Raw genomic sequence first — 15,069 nt, 5'->3', positions numbered from 1 at the left:
TGGTGTGCGCGGGTCCCGTGGATTGCGCCGGGAACACGCAGGCCCCGTCGGAGGTCCGGACGGTTTCGCCCTGTCCCTGCGGAGGCAGGGGGGCCGCAGGGGCCGGGACCTGGAGCTCGCCTGCCGTTCCAGTGGGCCTGTCGCCCTTGCCCCGAGGCCGCTTCTTCTGCACCGGTGCTCGCAATCTTGCTTGACTCGTCCACCCATGAAGCAGAGATGACGACCGGTCACACGCGAGAGCCCCACCCCTGGTACGGCTTCCGACCATTCCAGTGCCTTTGGGAGGGAGGCGCGCATCGGCCGCTCCGCCACCCGAACGAGTGAACAACATCCCTGAGTTGGCGAACAACTTTCCCGAACGCCGGCACGCCCGGCTCCCGGCGTGTGGGTTGGACCTGGGAGCCGCCCTTTGGCAGGATGCGCGCCCGCAGCTTCGCACAGCGGTCCATTTGGGTCGAAGCAACCCCTCTGACCTGCTGGTACGAGCCAATCGGTGCGATGTGAGGGTGGCGCGGAGGAGTCATGCAGACTGTGGACATGCGCATCGAACTCGCCACTGCCCCCGGTGCCCCGGAACGCCTCAACGAGGACTGGGCCTCGGTGGCTCTGCCCGCATCGGGACAGGGCGGAACGCTGGTGGTCCTGGACGGAGTGACTCCACCCCAGGGTGACGCGGGATGCGTGCACGGGGTTCCGTGGTTCACCGCCCGACTGGGCGGCGCCCTGGTCGAACTGTCCGGTTCGCGGCGTGATCTGCCCCTGACCGGCGTCCTCGCGGACGCGATCCGGCGCACCGCGGACGCCCACCGGGACACCTGTGACCTTTCTCACGTGCGGACGCCCCAGGCGACGGTGGTCCTCGCGCGGTGGGGCGGAGCGGCCGACGAGGTGGAGTACCTGGTGCTCTCCGACTCGACCCTGCTGCTGGAGTCGGCCGACGGCTCGGTCCGGGCGGTGCTGGACGACCGGCTCGACCGGCTGCCCCGGGACGCGCTGCGCACGCACGCGTCGGCCGACGCCCTGCGCAACGCCGAGGGCGGGTTCTTCACGGCGGCGGCCGACCCGGCGGTGGCGGCACGGGCGGTGACGGGCGGCGTCGCGCGCGAGGACGTACGGGCGGTGGCGGCGCTGACCGACGGCGCGTCGCGCTGGGTGGACGTGTTCGCGGAGGGCGACTGGGCCGCGTGCGTGGGCGTACTGCGCAAGGAGGGCGCCCAGGCGCTGATCGACCGGGTGCGGGCCCTGGAGACGGCGCGGCAGCGTACGGACGCGGTCCGCCGAAAGCTCCACGACGACGCCACGGCGGCTCTCGTCGAGCTGTGAGACGCCCGGGCGTTCGCCGCCGCCCGGGCGCTCAGCCCTCCGCGCGCGCGTTCAGCTGGTGCAGGAGCCGGGCCAGTTCCGCGACCTCGCGCCGGTCCCAGCCCGCCAGCTTGCTCCGGTAGCGGTCGCGGCGGGCATCGCGCACATGACGGAATCGCGCCACACCTTCCTGCGTGAGCCGTACGAGGGAGGCGCGGCCGTCGGCGGGGTCGGGCTCACGGGTGACCAGCCCGAGTTCCTCCAGGGCCCGCAGCTGCCGGCTCATGGTCGCCTTGCCGACGCCGAAGTACCCGGCGAGTTCGGTGGCGCGCTGCTGTCCGGCCTCCTCCAGGCGTACGAGCAGGCCGTAGGCGGCGGGTTCCAGGTCGGGGTGGACCTCGCGCGCCATCTCTCCGGACGAGGCCCTCGCGCGGCGGAGGAAGACCGACAACTCCCGCTCCAGCGCGAGGAACTCGCGGTCCACACCACTGCTGTCATTGGGGTCGGCTTCACTCGCCGTACCGCTTTCGTGCACGTCAGCACCCCTCGTGCGCTTTCCCGGTGATGAAAGTTTCTTCCGGCGGCTCGCGTCGCCGCAGCTCGGCAAGTATTTCGCAGGCGTAGACCAACGGCGGCGGCGCGACCCCCTTCCACGGGGTGTTCTACGTGCGTAGCGTCCTTCATGGCATGTCCACACCATGCAGGTCCGCCACGACATGTCGACACATCGTCAGATCTCCCCCACCGAGGTCTTCGGAGGCACGCTCATGCCCGTGCACAGATCCGGAACGACCGGACGCAAGCGACTCGCTGCGGCCGGCACTCTCCTCGCAGTCCTCTCCCTCCTCCTCGTCGCCCCCGGCTCCGCCACCGCGGACCCCAAGCCCAAGCCCGAGCGCGGCTCGGCGCACATGGGCATGGGCGTCATCGCCCATGACGGCCAGGGCGGCCTCCCCCCGGACACCCGCGCCGTCCAGACGGAGGGCGTCGACGTCTCCAGCCACCAGGGCAACGTCGACTGGGCCGCGCTGTGGAACAGCGGCGTCAAGTGGGCCTACGTCAAGGCGACCGAAGGCACGTACTACAAGAACACGTACTTCACGCAGCAGTACAACGGCTCGTACAACATCGGCATGATCCGGGGCTCGTACCACTTCGCGACCCCGGACACGACCTCCGGCGCGGCCCAGGCGGACTACTTCGTCAACAACGGCGGCGGCTGGTCGCGCGACGGCAAGACCCTGCCGGGCGCGCTCGACATCGAGTGGAACCCGTACGGCCCGGCCTGCTACGGCAAGTCGCAGTCCGGGATGGTCACCTGGATCCGGGACTTCCTGAACCGGTACAAGTACCGCACCGGCCGTGACGCGGTCATCTACACGGCGACCAGCTGGTGGAAGCAGTGCACCGGCAACTACTCCGGCTTCGCCGCGTACAACCCGCTCTGGATCGCCCGCTACAACACGACGCCCGGCGAGCTCCCGGCGGGCTGGGTCTACTACACGATGTGGCAGTACACGTCGTCCGGGCCGATCGTCGGCGACCACAACAAGTTCAACGGCGCGTACGACCGTCTCCAGGCGCTCGCCAACGGCTGAGCCCCGCGTCGCGCCCCACCGGCCCGCCCGCTGATCACTTCCCCGCTGTCCCGTCCCGTCGCGCCGGCCGTCACGACCAGTGCGCGGGGCGGGTCAGCCCCTCCGGCAGGCGGGTGGCGCCGTCCCCGCGGGCCGCGTTCACCTGCGGCTGGGTGAGGAAGATGCTGCCGGTCAGGTCCGCGCCCGACAGGTCGGCGTCCCTGAGATCGGCCCCGATCAGGTCGGCCTGCCGCAGATCGGCGCCGCTGAGGTCGGCGGCGATGAGATACGCGCCCCGCAGACTCGCCCCCCGCAGATCCGCGCCGCGCAGCCGGGCACCCATCAGGTCCGCGCCCCTGCGGTCCTTGTTCTTGCGCCCGCTCCCCGCGCGGACCAGTTCACTGGTGCGCAGCAGCAGGACGTTCACGTCCTGGCGGTGGGCCGCGACGTCCAGCTTCAGCAGCGCGTCGGCGTCGAGGCCGGTCAGCTGCTCGATCGTCTCCCGTTGCCGGCGCAGCGCGTCGTGGACCTCGCGGGCGGCGTCGAGCCGCAGCGCCTCGTTCACGTACCAGAGCAGTTCGTGCAGGTGCCGGACGACGGGGAAGACCCGGAACATCTGCTGGGCGGTCTCCGGGGCCCGGCGCCAGTCCGTACCGCCGTAGGTGACCTGCGAGACCTGCTGACCGGCGCCGAAGCAGTCGTAGACGGTGCACCCCTGGAAACCGCTCGCGCGCAGCCGGCTGTGGATGCCGCAGCCGAAGTCGGCCCGGAGATGGGTGCACGGTGTCCCCGCGTCCTTGTTCACGGCGAAGTCGGCGGAGGCGGTGAAGGGCAGCGCCACACAGCACAGCCCGAAGCAGTTCGCGCAATCGGCCTGCAGGGATGTCATCCGTCCATTGTGCGGGACCGCGAGCAGGGGACTGGTCCGGCCATGGTGCGGGACCGTCGATCAGGCGAGGACCCGGCCGATACGCCCGACCGCGAGCACGGGACGGGCCCGGCGGTGGATCACCACCGCCGGGCCCGTGCGCCGTCGTGTCCTCAGGCCGCGGCCGTCACCGGCACCTCGGCCGGGGAGAGCGCGAGCTCCAGCACCTGCCGGACGTCCGTGACCGGGTGGACCTCCAGCTTGTCGAGGATCTCGGCCGGCACGTCGTCCAGATCGGCCTCGTTCCGCTTGGGGATCACGACCGTCGTGATGCCCGCGCGGTGCGCCGCCAGCAGCTTCTGCTTCACGCCGCCGATGGGCAGCACCCGGCCGGTCAGCGACACCTCGCCGGTCATCGCCACATCCGTGCGCACCTGGCGTCCGGAGAGCAGCGACGCGAGCGCCGTGGTCATCGTGATGCCCGCGCTCGGGCCGTCCTTGGGCACCGCGCCCGCCGGGAAGTGGATGTGCACGCCCCGGTCCTTGAGGTCGGCGACCGGCAGTTCGAGCTCGGCTCCGTGCGAGCGCAGGAAGCTCAGAGCGATCTGCGCGGACTCCTTCATCACGTCGCCGAGCTGCCCGGTCAGGGTCAGCCCCGCGGCGCCGGTCTCCGGATCGGCGAGCGACGCCTCGACGAACAGCACGTCGCCGCCCGCGCCGGTCACCGCCAGTCCGGTGGCCACACCGGGCACCGCGGTGCGGCGCTCGGCCGGGTCCTGGGCGGACTCGGGCACGTGGTGCGGCCGTCCGATGAGCCCGCGCAGCTCACCGTCGGTGACGGTGAACGGCAGCTCGCGGTCGCCCAGTTCGTGCTGGGCCGCCACCTTGCGCAGCAGCCGCGCGATGGACCGCTCCAGGTTCCGCACGCCCGCCTCGCGGGTGTACTCCCCCGCCAGCTTGCGCAGCGCCGAGTCGTCCAGCGTGACCTCGCCGGGCTCCAGGCCCGCCCGGTCCAGCTGGCGCGGCACGAGGTGGTCCCGGGCGATGACGATCTTCTCGTCCTCGGTGTAGCCGTCGAGCCGTACGAGCTCCATCCGGTCGAGCAGGGCCTCGGGGATGGCCTCCAGCACGTTGGCGGTGGCGAGGAAGACGACGTCGCTGAGGTCGAGTTCGACCTCCAGGTAGTGGTCGCGGAACGTGTGGTTCTGCGCGGGGTCGAGGACTTCGAGCAGAGCCGCCGCCGGGTCGCCGCGGAAATCGGAGCCGACCTTGTCGATCTCGTCGAGCAGGACGACCGGGTTCATGGAACCGGCCTCCTTGATCGCGCGGACGACACGGCCGGGCAGGGCGCCGACATAGGTGCGCCGGTGGCCCCGGATCTCCGCCTCGTCCCGTACGCCGCCGAGGGCGACGCGCACGAACTTGCGGCCCATCGCGTGCGCCACGGACTCGCCGAGCGACGTCTTGCCGACGCCGGGCGGGCCGACGAGGGCCAGCACCGCGCCGCCCCTGCGGCCGCCCACGACCCCGAGACCGCGCTCGGCCCTCCGCTTGCGCACCGCCAGGTACTCGGTGATCCGCTCCTTCACGTCCTGCAGGCCCGCGTGCTCGGCGTCCAGGGTGGCCTTGGCGCCCTGGATGTCGTAGGCGTCCTCGGTGCGCTCGTTCCAGGGCAGTTCGAGGACGGTGTCGAGCCAGGTGCGGATCCAGGAGCCCTCGGGCGACTGGTCGCTCGCCCGCTCCAGCTTCTCGACCTCCTTGAGGGCGGCCTCCCGCACCTTCTCGGGCAGGTCGGCGGCCTCGACACGGGCGCGGTAGTCGTCGGACTCGTCCTCGCCCTCCTGGCCGTTGAGCTCGCGCAGCTCCTTGCGGACGGCGTCCAGCTGGCGGCGCAGCAGGAACTCGCGCTGCTGCTTGTCCACGCCTTCCTGGACGTCCTTGGCGATCGACTCGGCCACCTCCTGCTCGGCCAGGTGGTCGCGCAGCTGCTCGGTGGCGAGCTTGAGCCGGGCCACCGGGTCGGTGGTCTCCAGCAGCTCGATCTTCTGGGGGGTGGTCAGGAACGGTGAGTACCCCGAGTTGTCGGCGAGCTGCGAGATCCCCTCGATCTGCTGCACGCGGTCGACGACCTGCCAGGCGCCACGCCGCTTCAGCCAGTCGGTGGCCAGCGCCTTGTACTCCTTGACCAGCTCCGTGACGGCGCCGGGCAGCGGATCGGGAACGGTCTCCTCGACCACGGCGCCCTCGACCCACAGAGCCGCGCCGGGACCGGTGGTCCCGGCGCCGATGCGGACGCGGCCGACGCCGCGGATGAGCGCGCCGGGATCGCCGTCGGACAGCCGGCCGACCTGCTCGACCGTGCCGAGGACACCCGTCGCGGCGTATGTACCGTCCACGCGGGGAACGAGCAGCACCTTCGGCTTGTTGCCGGAGGGGCGGGCGGCAGCCTGGGCGGCCTCGACCGCGGCCCGTACTTCGTTGTCGGACAGGTCGAGCGGCACGACCATGCCGGGCAGTACGACCTCGTCGTCCAGCGGCAGGACGGGCAGGGTGAGCGGTGAGTGAGCCGTGAAATCGGCAGCCATGATCTCCCCTTAGGCAGTCAAGTTGAGCTGTACCGACTCAATGCATATGAGCCCTTGGATGTTCCCCGGGCGTTGTTCGCTCTGAGCGATCACTCTCTCGCGCTGCGAGAGGGCATCCGAGCCGCCGCTCCCGCCCTCCAGGTCTGGCGCCCGGGCCACCCCAGCATGTGTAATAGCTCCATGCAGACTTCAGTCATTACATCGGCCTGGGTCCGCGGCTGGGTCGTGTCCCGGGGTGCGGCCGATCCCGTGGTCAGACCGTGGGGCTTCACGGTCGACGTCGGCCAGGTCACGCAGGCCACCCGGCACGTCCTGACGGCCGACGACGAGGCCACCGTGCGCAAGGTCGCCGCCGAGGTCGCCGCACCGACCGTGTGGCTCAAGGTCTTCGCCGAGCCGGAGGACGTCGTCGCATGGGTGGGACCGGACTGGCGGATCGACGAGCCCGGCTGGCTGATGCGGACACGGCTGCGCCGCACACCGGCGCCCGAGGTCCCGGAGGGCTACACGCTCAAGCGCTGGACGCGCGGAGGCGTCACCCGGCTGCTGGTGGTCGCCGCCGACGGTTCGTTCGCCGCGCACGGCCAGATCGCGCCCACCGGGGACACCGCCGTCGTCGACCAGATCGAGACGGCGCCCGAGCACCGCCGCAAGGGCCTCGGGCGGCTCGTCATGCACACACTCCACAACGCCGCGCTGGAACAGGGGGCGACGACCGGCGTGCTCGGCGGCACTCCCGACGGCCGGGCGCTGTACGAATCGCTGGGCTGGCAGGTACAGGCCCCGCTGGTCAGCCTGTTCCACGCCTCCGCCACCGGCTGAGGGGGGACGGGCGGCCGGAGGGATTCCGGCTGCCCCCGCCCGCCCGGCTCTCCGCGATACTGCGGCGATGCCCGTGACCGCCGCGCTCGGCCCCTGTACGTACTGCGGGGAGCGCCGACGCGCCGCCGGCGGGTCCGGCCGGGCGTGAACCGGCGGCTCGCGCCGGGGCGATAGGGAAGACGTGAGACCGATGAGCCCCTCGGGGGGAGAGCGGGACGACGCGGCGCTGCTGCGCGCGGTCGCCCGCGGGGACACGGAGGCGCTCGGCGTGCTCCACGACCGGCACGCGGGCTGGCTGCACGTCCGCCTCTCGCGTCGCTGCACCGATCCGGAGACGGTACGGGAGGTGCTCCAGGACACGTTCGTGACCATGTGGCGCTCGGCCGCCTCGCATCGCGGGGGCGAGGCCGGCGGCTGGCTGTGGGTGATCGCCGCCCGCCGCCTGGTCGACGCCCAGCGCGCACGGGCCCGCCAGGAACGCGTCGTCCACGAACCGGCCGGCGTCGTGCCGTCCGCGGAGGAGCGGGTACTGGCCGGGCTGGAGTACGGCGACGTGGGCACGGCCCTGGAGCGGATCTCGCCGGAGCTGAGGGAGGTGCTGCGGGCGACGGTGGTCGACGGGCTGACGACGCGCGAGGCGGCGCGGCTGCTCGGCATACCGGAGGGCACGGTCAAGACCCGCGCCCTGCGGGCCCGCCGCGAACTGCGGGCGGCCCTGGGCCGGCCTGCGTGGGGAGGCACGGCATGAACGCCGCCGTCTGGCATGTCACCGATGAACTCGCGAGCCGGTACGCCTCGGGCGCGATTCCCGAACCGGACGCCTGGTCGCTGGAGAAGCACGTCGAGTCGTGCACGCCGTGCGCGTCCCGCGTCTCGGCGGCGGTCCGCGCGGGAACGGCGGGCCCGCTGCTGGCGGAACTGCGCACGGCGCTCGTCGCGACGGCCGCCGCCGAGCCGGTCCGCCGCCCGCTGACGGCCCGCCTGCCGGGCCGCGCCACGCGGACGAAGCCGTACGCCGAGGGGGCGCATCCACAGGGCGGCAGCCCGGAGCCGTACGCCGGGCGGGGGCCCCGGACCTGGGCCCGCGGGCTTGTCCCCTGGCCGCGGGCCGGTGGGCGGGTCGCGCGGGCGAGGGCCGCCGTCCGGTTCGTCCGTGCCGTGGGACCCGGGCTGCACCGGGCCTGGGTCGTCGCGCTGCTGCTCGTCGGCGCGGGTGCGCTCGGCCTCGGGTACGGGGCGGGCTTCGAGGGCGCGCGGCCGCTGCTACTGCTCGTCGCGCCCCTGGTGCCCCTCGCCGGCGTCGGGCTGTCGTACGGCAGGCACGCCGACCCGCTGTACGAGATCGCCGTCTCCACGCCCTCCGGCGGACTGCGCCTGCTGCTGACGCGTACGGCCGCCGTGCTCACGGCCGGCGTCCCGCTGCTCACCGCGATCGGAGCACTGCTGCCGCCGGGCGCAGGGGGGCCGGGGGCGGTGGCGTGGCTGCTGCCGGGCCTCGCCCTGACCCTCGCGGCCCTGGCGCTCGGCACGTACGTCGGCTGCCGCACGGCCGCCACTGCCCTGGCGGCCGGCTGGCTGGCCGTCGTCGTCGCTCCCGTCCTGGCGGCGATGCCGCCGGAGATCGCCGACCGCCTCGCCCACGTCGTCGGCGGACCCGCCACGCAGAGCGCCTGGGGCGGCGCGGCCCTGCTCTGCGCGGCGCTTCTCGCACTGCGCCGTTCGTCCTTCGACCACCTGGAGAAGATGTGAGCACCGCCGGCAGGGCAGAGGTCACGGGCCTGACGGTCCGGCACCGCAGAACCGTCGCGCTGGACGCCGTCGACATCTCGTTCGGGACCGGCGTGCACGGACTGCTGGGCCCGAACGGCGCGGGCAAGACCTCGCTGATCCGTGTCCTGGCGACCGTCGCCGCCCCCTCCGGCGGGCGGGTGGAGCTGCTGGGCCGTGACGTGGCCGGGCACCGTGAGCGCGCGGAGGTCCGGCGCAGACTGGGCTACCTGCCGCAGGAGTTCGGGTACTACCCCGGCTTCACGGTGCGCGAGTTCGTGGCCTACGTGGCCTGGCTGAAGGAGATGCGCACCGAGGCCGTTCCGGCCGCGGTGGAACGCGCGGTGGAGCGGGTCGGCCTCGGCGACCGCATCGACGTCAAGGTCAAGACGCTCTCGGGCGGCATGCTGCGCCGCGTCGGGATCGCGCAGGCGATCGTGAACGAACCGGAGCTGCTGCTGCTCGACGAGCCGACCGCCGGTCTCGATCCGGAGCAGCGTGTCGAGTTCAGAGCACTGCTCCGGGAGCTCGGCACCGATGCCACCGTGATCGTCTCCACCCACCTGGTGGAGGACGTGGCGGCGGCCTGCTCGGAGGTGACCCTGATCGAGTCCGGCCGGCTCGCCTTCCGCGGCACCACCGCGGACCTGACCGCCCTCGGCAGGGACACCGCCGCGGGCGAGGACGGGGACAACCCCATGGAGCGCGGCTACACGACCGCCCTGCGCGGCCACCGCGCCGCACGCGCGGAGGCACACCGATGACCACCACGGCCACCGCGCCCGCGCCCCCGGCCGCCGCCGCGCGCCCCGCACCGCATCCGGTCCGCAGCGAACTGCTGCGCGGCTCGGCGCCCTGGACGGGCCTCGCCGTCGCCGTCATGCTCGCGATCGCTCTCGCCGGCAAGGCCTCGCAGTGGCAGGGAAGTTGGGGCGAGACCCAGGCGCTGCTGCACACCGCCACCGCGCTGCTGGGCGGTCCGCTCGCGGCCGCGGCGGGCTGCTGGCAGGGCGGCAGGGAGCGGCGGCGGCGCACGGACGAGCTGCGCGCGGCCGCCGCGCGTTCTCCACTCGCCCAGTTCCTGACCGCCTCGCTGCCCACGGCGTGGTGGATCGTCGCGGGCTACGCCGTAGTGACGGCCGGGGCGCTGGCCGCCACCTGGCCGTACACGTCCGCGGGCCGTCCACTGGTCGCCCCGGTGCCGGCGGACGCCGCGTTCCTGACCGCCATGACACTGCTGGGCCATGTCGTGGGGCGGCTGGTGGCGTGGCGGGCGGCCGCGCCGGCGCTCGCCGTCTGCTGCTACCCCCTCCTCGGCATCCCCTCGTACACGACGAACGGGGCACGCCATCTCAGCCCGGCGTCCGCCGACACGATGGGTGAGATGGTCCCCGTGTGGTGGCAGCCCGTCGCCGCGATCGCGTGGACGGGCGGCCTGGCCGCCGCCGCGGTGCTCGCCTGCGCCGCCCGCCGCAGGTGGGCCGCCCTGCTGCCGCTCACCACCGCGGCCGTCGCGGCCGTCGTCATCGCCGCGACCGGCGACGGCATGTGGCGCCCGCACCCGCTGTCGCAGCGCCAGGTGTGCGACACCTCGGTACGGCCTCAGGTCTGTGTGAACGCCCTCCACCCGGGGCTGCTCCCCGAGGTGAAGAGCGCCCTCTCCGGCCTCCACGACCGACTCGAAGGAGTCGGACACCTGCCGGTGCGCTTCGAGGACCTGCGCGCGGACCCGGGACCGGGTGAGGCCGGCCTGCCGATGCTGACGCCGCTCGGCTGGTCCGTCGTGCGCGGCGAACTGACCGATCCGCAGCAGTACGCGTGGGAGGCCGCCGCGGCGATCACGGGCCGCCACGACGCGTGTGACGCGCGCGCCGGCGACGAGCGGGCCGTCCGCGTCGACACGGCGGTCACCGACTGGCTCGCCCCCGGCCGCCCGCAGCCGGGCGAGCGGGAGGCCATGGAATGGGCCCGCGAGCGCGGCGACGAGGCCGCGGTCGCCGGCATCACCGCGGACCGGGCCGTACGCGCCCGCCTCGCCGCCCTGCCCGACGACGAGCGCCGCGACTTCCTGTCGCGCTACTTCGCCACCGTCCACAGCTGCGACCCGAAGGACGTGCCGGCCCTGTGACCGCCCTGACCGCATCCGGCCGCCCCTTCCCCCGCCTCATCGGCCCGCTCCTGCTCGCGCGCTCGCGCGCCGTCCCGCTGGCGCTCGTCTCGCTGGTCGTCGTCGCCGTCCTCGCTCTCCGGGCGGCGTACGGGCTGGACGCCCATATCGATTCCCGGCGTCTCGTCCCGGTGGTCGCGCTGGCCCCGCTGATGACCTCCGCCGTGATCGGCACGAGCCTGCACACGCAGATGGCCGAGCTGGAGCGCGCGGCGGTACGCCCCTGGTGGCCGAGGCGTCTCGGGCAGTCGGCCGGCCTCGCGGCGTTCGCCGCGCTGCTGCTCGCTCTCGCGGTGACCGCTCACGACGGCACGTTCGGGCCCTCGGCCATGGTCCGCAACACCCTCGGCGCCGTCGGGATCACGGCGGCCGCGGCCGCCGTGATCGGGGCGCGCCTGAGCTGGCTGCCCGCGTTCGCGTATCTCAGCGCGGTCTACCTGGGCGCGCCCAGGGCGCACGGCGGTGCGGCGGCGATCTGGGCCTGGCCGATGCAGCCCGGTGACCGAGCCGTGGCATGGGCGGTGGCACTCGCGGCCTTCGTACTCGGCGCCGCCCTCCACGCCTGGCGCGGCCCGGCGCGCGGCCCCGCCTGACGACGCGGGGGGGGCCGGGCCGACCGCCCCTGGTCCGCCTGTGCCTCCCCGGACCTGCCCGGAAACGGGTTTGTCCGGCCGCGTGCCCGCCCGACACAATGACCCACGATCCCTGTCGTCATCCCGCCTGCCGCCCGGAGGTCACCCGATGCCGTTCCCCGCGAGCGATGCCCCCGTCACCCTCGACCGGCGCGAGGGACCTTTCGGGGAGGTCGTACTGCGCAGACGCGGGAACGGGGACGCGACGGTGCACGAGATCATCGCCAACGGGTGCTTCCTGATGGACACCTCCGACGGGCGGTCCGAGCGGCTGCTGGTCGACGCCGCGCACGACGCCCTGGAGACGGGGAACGTCGCGCCGAGCGTGCTCATCGGTGGACTCGGGGTCGGGTTCTCCCTGGCACACGCGGCCGCCGGAAAGCAGTGGCGGCGGATCACGGTCGTCGAGCGCGAGCAGGCGATCATCGACTGGCACCGCTCGGGTCCGCTCGCGGCGATCTCCGGCGAGGCCCTCGCCGATCCACGCTGCGTGATCCTTCACACGGATCTCGTCGCGTATCTGCGGACGACGGACGACCGGTACGACGCCCTGTGTCTGGACATCGACAACGGGCCCGACTGGACGGTCACCGAGGACAACGCCGAGCTGTACTCGCCGGCCGGACTCGCCGCCTGCCAGCGGGTGTTGAGGCCCGGCGGCGTACTCGCCGTGTGGTCCGCACAGCCCTCCCCCGCATTCGAGGACGCGTTGCGGAATGCCGGATTCACCGGGGTAAGGACCGAAGAGATCCGCCTTGCCCGAGGCGTACCGGACATGGTCCACCTCGGTGTTAGCCCTGCGTAGCCGGGACCCGGTCGATGCCCTTACGCTGCTGGGACACACACGGGATCTACCTCGATCCGGATCCACGTGCAGCTAGCGGTGAAACAGGTACAGGGGCGGGGCGATGGAGCAGACACACACCACGCACAACGGGGTCGCGGCCACCCCCGGGGCCCAGCGCCGGGTGCTGGTCGTCGAGGACGACGCCACGATCGTCGACGCCATCGCCGCCCGGCTGCGGGCGGAGGGCTTCCTGGTCCAGACAGCCCTCGACGGCCCCGCGGCCGTGGACGCGGCCGAGGCGTGGCAGCCGGACCTGATGGTCCTCGACGTGATGCTGCCCGGCTTCGACGGCCTGGAGGTCTGCCGCCGGGTCCAGGCGCAGCGGCCGGTCCCGGTGCTGATGCTCACCGCCCGTGACGACGAGACGGACATGCTGGTCGGTCTCGGGGTCGGCGCGGACGACTACATGACCAAGCCGTTCTCGATGCGCGAGCTCGCCGCCCGGGTGCACGTGCTGCTGCGCCGCGTGGAGCGCGCCGCGCTGGCCGCCGTCACGCCCCGCAGCGGCATTCTGCGCCTCGGCGAGCTGGAGATCGACCACGCCCAGCGCCGGGTGCGGGTGCGGGCCGAGGACGTGCATCTGACGCCCACCGAGTTCGACCTGCTGGTGTGCCTGGCGAACACCCCGCGCGCGGTGCTCTCCCGTGAGCAGCTGCTGGCCGAGGTGTGGGACTGGGCGGACGCCTCCGGCACCCGTACGGTCGACAGCCACATCAAGGCGCTCCGCCGGAAGATCGGAGCCGAGCGCATCCGCACGGTCCACGGCGTCGGGTACGCGCTGGAGACGCCGACGCCATGACCCGGCGTCCCCGCGGCCGAGTGGGCAGGCGGCTGGGAGCCGCCTCCATCGCGATCTCGATCAAGACCAAGCTCAGCACGCTCGTCGTCGTCTCGGTCTTCATCACGACCGGTCTGATGCTGATGGCCTTCCACAGCAAGACCGAGATCCGCTTCATCACCGTCTTCACGATCATCGCCACGCTGCTGATCACCCAGTTCGTGGCGCACGGTCTGACCGCGCCGCTGGACGAGATGAACACGGTCGCCAAGGGGATCTCGCACGGGGACTACACGCGCCGGGTGCGCGGCGCGGACCGCCGCGACGAGCTGGGCGACCTCGCCTCGACGATCAACCGCATGGCCGACGACCTGGAGGCCGTGGACCAGAACCGCAAGGAGCTGGTCGCCAATGTCTCGCACGAGCTGCGCACGCCGATCGCCGCGCTGCGCGCCGTGCTGGAGAACGTGGTCGACGGGGTCTCCGCCGCCGACCCGGAGACGATGCGCACGGCGCTGAAGCAGACCGAGCGTCTCGGCCGGCTCGTGGAGACGCTGCTGGACCTGTCCCGGCTCGACAACGGCGTGCTGCCGCTGAAGGCCCGCCGCTTCGAGGTGTGGCCCTATCTTTCGGGCGTGCTGAAGGAGGCCAATCTCGCCTCCTCCCAGCGCGGCCTCGCCTCCGGCTCCGGCCATCACACCCGCACCGACGTCCACCTGCACCTGGACGTGTCCCCGCCGGAGCTGACCGCCCACGCGGACGCGGAGCGGCTGCACCAGGTGGTGGCGAATCTCATCGACAACGCGGTCAAGCACTCGCCGCCGCACGGCCGCGTGACGGTACGGGCCAGGCGCGGCCAGGGCCGGGAGTCGCTGGACCTGGAAGTGGTCGACGAGGGTCCCGGCATCCCGGAGCAGGAGCGTCACCGGGTCTTCGAACGGTTCAACCGCGGCCAGGTCGCCTCGCCGCACGGTCCGGGCAGCGACGGCGGCACGGGGCTGGGCCTCGCGATCGCCCGGTGGGCGGTGGATCTGCACGGCGGCCGTATCGGAGTGGCCGAATCGGCCCGCGGCTGCCGGATCCGCGTCACCCTTCCCGGCCTCCGGTCACCGAGAGGTTGACGTAGGGTTCGAACCGGAGGGGCTTGTTCTGCGTGCAAGAGGGCAGGACTCGTCCGGGGCGAGGGAAAGACTGCAGGCCACAGGGCTGCAGCCGCGATGACGCGTACCCTCACAGAACCGGAACTTCGCTTGTTTCCCGCCATTTACAACCCCGAAACCCGCCTTTCGATGTGACTTGCGCGACGATGCCCCGCCCGGCCTGCACCTCCCGGCCAGGGAGGCGTAGCCTTTATTTCCGCTGTCCATCACCTTGTGAAGCGGAAGAGGGCGGTTCTCGCCGTGTCGTCTCAGTCCCCCAGTAACTCGAGTCTCTCGACCGACCAAGGCGGGCAGGGTCACAACCCTGCCGCCGCGTTCGGAGCCAATGAGTGGCTCGTCGACGAGATCTACCAGCAGTACCTCCAGGACCCGAATTCGGTCGATCGCGCCTGGTGGGACTTCTTCGCCGACTACAAGCCGGGCGCTGCCGGCACGGCGGACAAGGACAAGGCGGCGCCCGCCGCCGCGGCCTCCACCACGACCGCGAGCGCGCCCGCGGCGCAGGAGGCGGCACCCGCACAGGCCGCCTCCGCCGCCCCGGCGAAGCCCGCGGCCCAGCCCGCC

Annotated in this window: 15 protein-coding genes; 12 read left to right on the top strand and 3 right to left on the bottom strand. The window is 72.9% G+C overall.

Annotation, left to right across the window (positions count from 1 at the left end; all coding sequences use genetic code 11):
* The first annotated feature begins 537 nt into the window (after positions 1-537).
* Positions 538-1,323, top strand: a complete 786-nt coding sequence (locus tag HW130_RS01710; RefSeq protein ID WP_177147839.1) for a hypothetical protein — start codon at positions 538-540, stop codon at positions 1,321-1,323.
* A 31-nt stretch (positions 1,324-1,354) separates the two neighbouring features.
* Here HW130_RS01710 and HW130_RS01705 read toward each other — a convergent pair whose 3' ends face one another.
* The gene (locus HW130_RS01705) at positions 1,355-1,837 is read right to left on the bottom strand and encodes a MarR family transcriptional regulator (protein WP_177147542.1); all 483 of its coding nucleotides are present in this window, start codon (positions 1,835-1,837) and stop codon (positions 1,355-1,357) included.
* A gap of 232 nt (positions 1,838-2,069) precedes the next feature.
* Here HW130_RS01705 and HW130_RS01700 point away from each other — a divergent pair, with 232 nt between their 5' ends.
* The gene (locus HW130_RS01700) at positions 2,070-2,900 is read left to right on the top strand and encodes a lysozyme (protein ID WP_177147838.1); all 831 of its coding nucleotides are present in this window, start codon (positions 2,070-2,072) and stop codon (positions 2,898-2,900) included.
* A gap of 70 nt (positions 2,901-2,970) precedes the next feature.
* Here the strand turns inward: HW130_RS01700 and HW130_RS01695 are convergent, their stop codons facing one another.
* Entirely contained in the window at positions 2,971-3,768 is a 798-nt protein-coding gene (locus tag HW130_RS01695; protein ID WP_177147541.1) for a pentapeptide repeat-containing protein, read from the bottom strand.
* A 152-nt stretch (positions 3,769-3,920) separates the two neighbouring features.
* On the bottom strand, positions 3,921-6,332 hold the full coding sequence (lon, locus tag HW130_RS01690) for an endopeptidase La (protein WP_177147540.1): 2,412 nt from the start codon (positions 6,330-6,332) through the stop codon (positions 3,921-3,923).
* Positions 6,333-6,512: 180 nt separating this feature from the next.
* Here lon and HW130_RS01685 point away from each other — a divergent pair, with 180 nt between their 5' ends.
* From HW130_RS01685 to HW130_RS01640, 10 genes are all read left to right on the top strand, one after another.
* Positions 6,513-7,154, top strand: a complete 642-nt coding sequence (locus HW130_RS01685; protein WP_177147539.1) for a GNAT family N-acetyltransferase — start codon at positions 6,513-6,515, stop codon at positions 7,152-7,154.
* Between the two features lie 190 nt (positions 7,155-7,344).
* Positions 7,345-7,902 (top strand): RNA polymerase sigma factor, encoded by a 558-nt coding sequence (locus HW130_RS01680; RefSeq protein WP_177147538.1) that lies wholly within the window; start codon positions 7,345-7,347, stop codon positions 7,900-7,902.
* Positions 7,899-8,903 (top strand): zf-HC2 domain-containing protein, encoded by a 1,005-nt coding sequence (locus tag HW130_RS01675; RefSeq protein WP_177147537.1) that lies wholly within the window; start codon positions 7,899-7,901, stop codon positions 8,901-8,903. The genes HW130_RS01680 and HW130_RS01675 overlap by 4 nt, the downstream gene beginning before the upstream one ends.
* Positions 8,900-9,685, top strand: a complete 786-nt coding sequence (locus HW130_RS01670) for an ABC transporter ATP-binding protein (protein ID WP_177147536.1) — start codon at positions 8,900-8,902, stop codon at positions 9,683-9,685. Before HW130_RS01675 ends, HW130_RS01670 begins: the two co-directional genes overlap by 4 nt.
* The gene (locus HW130_RS01665; RefSeq protein WP_177147535.1) at positions 9,682-11,049 is read left to right on the top strand and encodes a hypothetical protein; all 1,368 of its coding nucleotides are present in this window, start codon (positions 9,682-9,684) and stop codon (positions 11,047-11,049) included. The genes HW130_RS01670 and HW130_RS01665 overlap by 4 nt, the downstream gene beginning before the upstream one ends.
* Positions 11,046-11,681 carry a hypothetical protein gene (locus tag HW130_RS01660; RefSeq protein WP_309140289.1) on the top strand — a complete coding sequence of 212 codons (636 nt, stop codon included), beginning with the start codon at positions 11,046-11,048 and terminating at the stop codon, positions 11,679-11,681. Before HW130_RS01665 ends, HW130_RS01660 begins: the two co-directional genes overlap by 4 nt.
* A 148-nt stretch (positions 11,682-11,829) precedes the next feature.
* Positions 11,830-12,525 carry a spermidine synthase gene (locus HW130_RS01655; protein ID WP_177147534.1) on the top strand — a complete coding sequence of 232 codons (696 nt, stop codon included), beginning with the start codon at positions 11,830-11,832 and terminating at the stop codon, positions 12,523-12,525.
* A 103-nt stretch (positions 12,526-12,628) separates the two neighbouring features.
* Positions 12,629-13,366, top strand: coding sequence for a response regulator transcription factor (locus HW130_RS01650; protein WP_177147533.1), 738 nt, complete (start codon positions 12,629-12,631; stop codon positions 13,364-13,366).
* Positions 13,363-14,466, top strand: a complete 1,104-nt coding sequence (locus HW130_RS01645) for an ATP-binding protein (protein ID WP_177147532.1) — start codon at positions 13,363-13,365, stop codon at positions 14,464-14,466. Before HW130_RS01650 ends, HW130_RS01645 begins: the two co-directional genes overlap by 4 nt.
* 279 nt (positions 14,467-14,745) lie before the next feature.
* On the top strand, positions 14,746-15,069 hold a 324-nt coding region (locus HW130_RS01640), incomplete at its 3' end, for a hypothetical protein (RefSeq protein ID WP_177147531.1).

The sequence above is a fragment of the Streptomyces sp. PKU-EA00015 genome (genome assembly GCF_013387495.1).
In the GTDB taxonomy this organism is placed as follows: domain Bacteria; phylum Actinomycetota; class Actinomycetes; order Streptomycetales; family Streptomycetaceae; genus Streptomyces.
Note: the sequence above shows the minus strand (reverse complement) of the source record. Positions and strands in the feature narration are given on the sequence as shown.

Coding starts and splice junctions, on each gene's coding strand:
- HW130_RS01710 (WP_177147839.1), top strand. CDS start 538: ATGCGCATCGAACTCGCCACTGCCCCCGGTGCCCCGGAACGCCTCAAC.
- HW130_RS01650 (WP_177147533.1), top strand. CDS start 12,629: ATGGAGCAGACACACACCACGCACAACGGGGTCGCGGCCACCCCCGGG.
- HW130_RS01645 (WP_177147532.1), top strand. CDS start 13,363: ATGACCCGGCGTCCCCGCGGCCGAGTGGGCAGGCGGCTGGGAGCCGCC.
- HW130_RS01680 (WP_177147538.1), top strand. CDS start 7,345: ATGAGCCCCTCGGGGGGAGAGCGGGACGACGCGGCGCTGCTGCGCGCG.
- lon (WP_177147540.1), bottom strand. CDS start 6,332: ATGGCTGCCGATTTCACGGCTCACTCACCGCTCACCCTGCCCGTCCTG.
- HW130_RS01655 (WP_177147534.1), top strand. CDS start 11,830: ATGCCGTTCCCCGCGAGCGATGCCCCCGTCACCCTCGACCGGCGCGAG.
- HW130_RS01675 (WP_177147537.1), top strand. CDS start 7,899: ATGAACGCCGCCGTCTGGCATGTCACCGATGAACTCGCGAGCCGGTAC.
- HW130_RS01695 (WP_177147541.1), bottom strand. CDS start 3,768: ATGACATCCCTGCAGGCCGATTGCGCGAACTGCTTCGGGCTGTGCTGT.
- HW130_RS01665 (WP_177147535.1), top strand. CDS start 9,682: ATGACCACCACGGCCACCGCGCCCGCGCCCCCGGCCGCCGCCGCGCGC.
- HW130_RS01685 (WP_177147539.1), top strand. CDS start 6,513: ATGCAGACTTCAGTCATTACATCGGCCTGGGTCCGCGGCTGGGTCGTG.
- HW130_RS01700 (WP_177147838.1), top strand. CDS start 2,070: ATGCCCGTGCACAGATCCGGAACGACCGGACGCAAGCGACTCGCTGCG.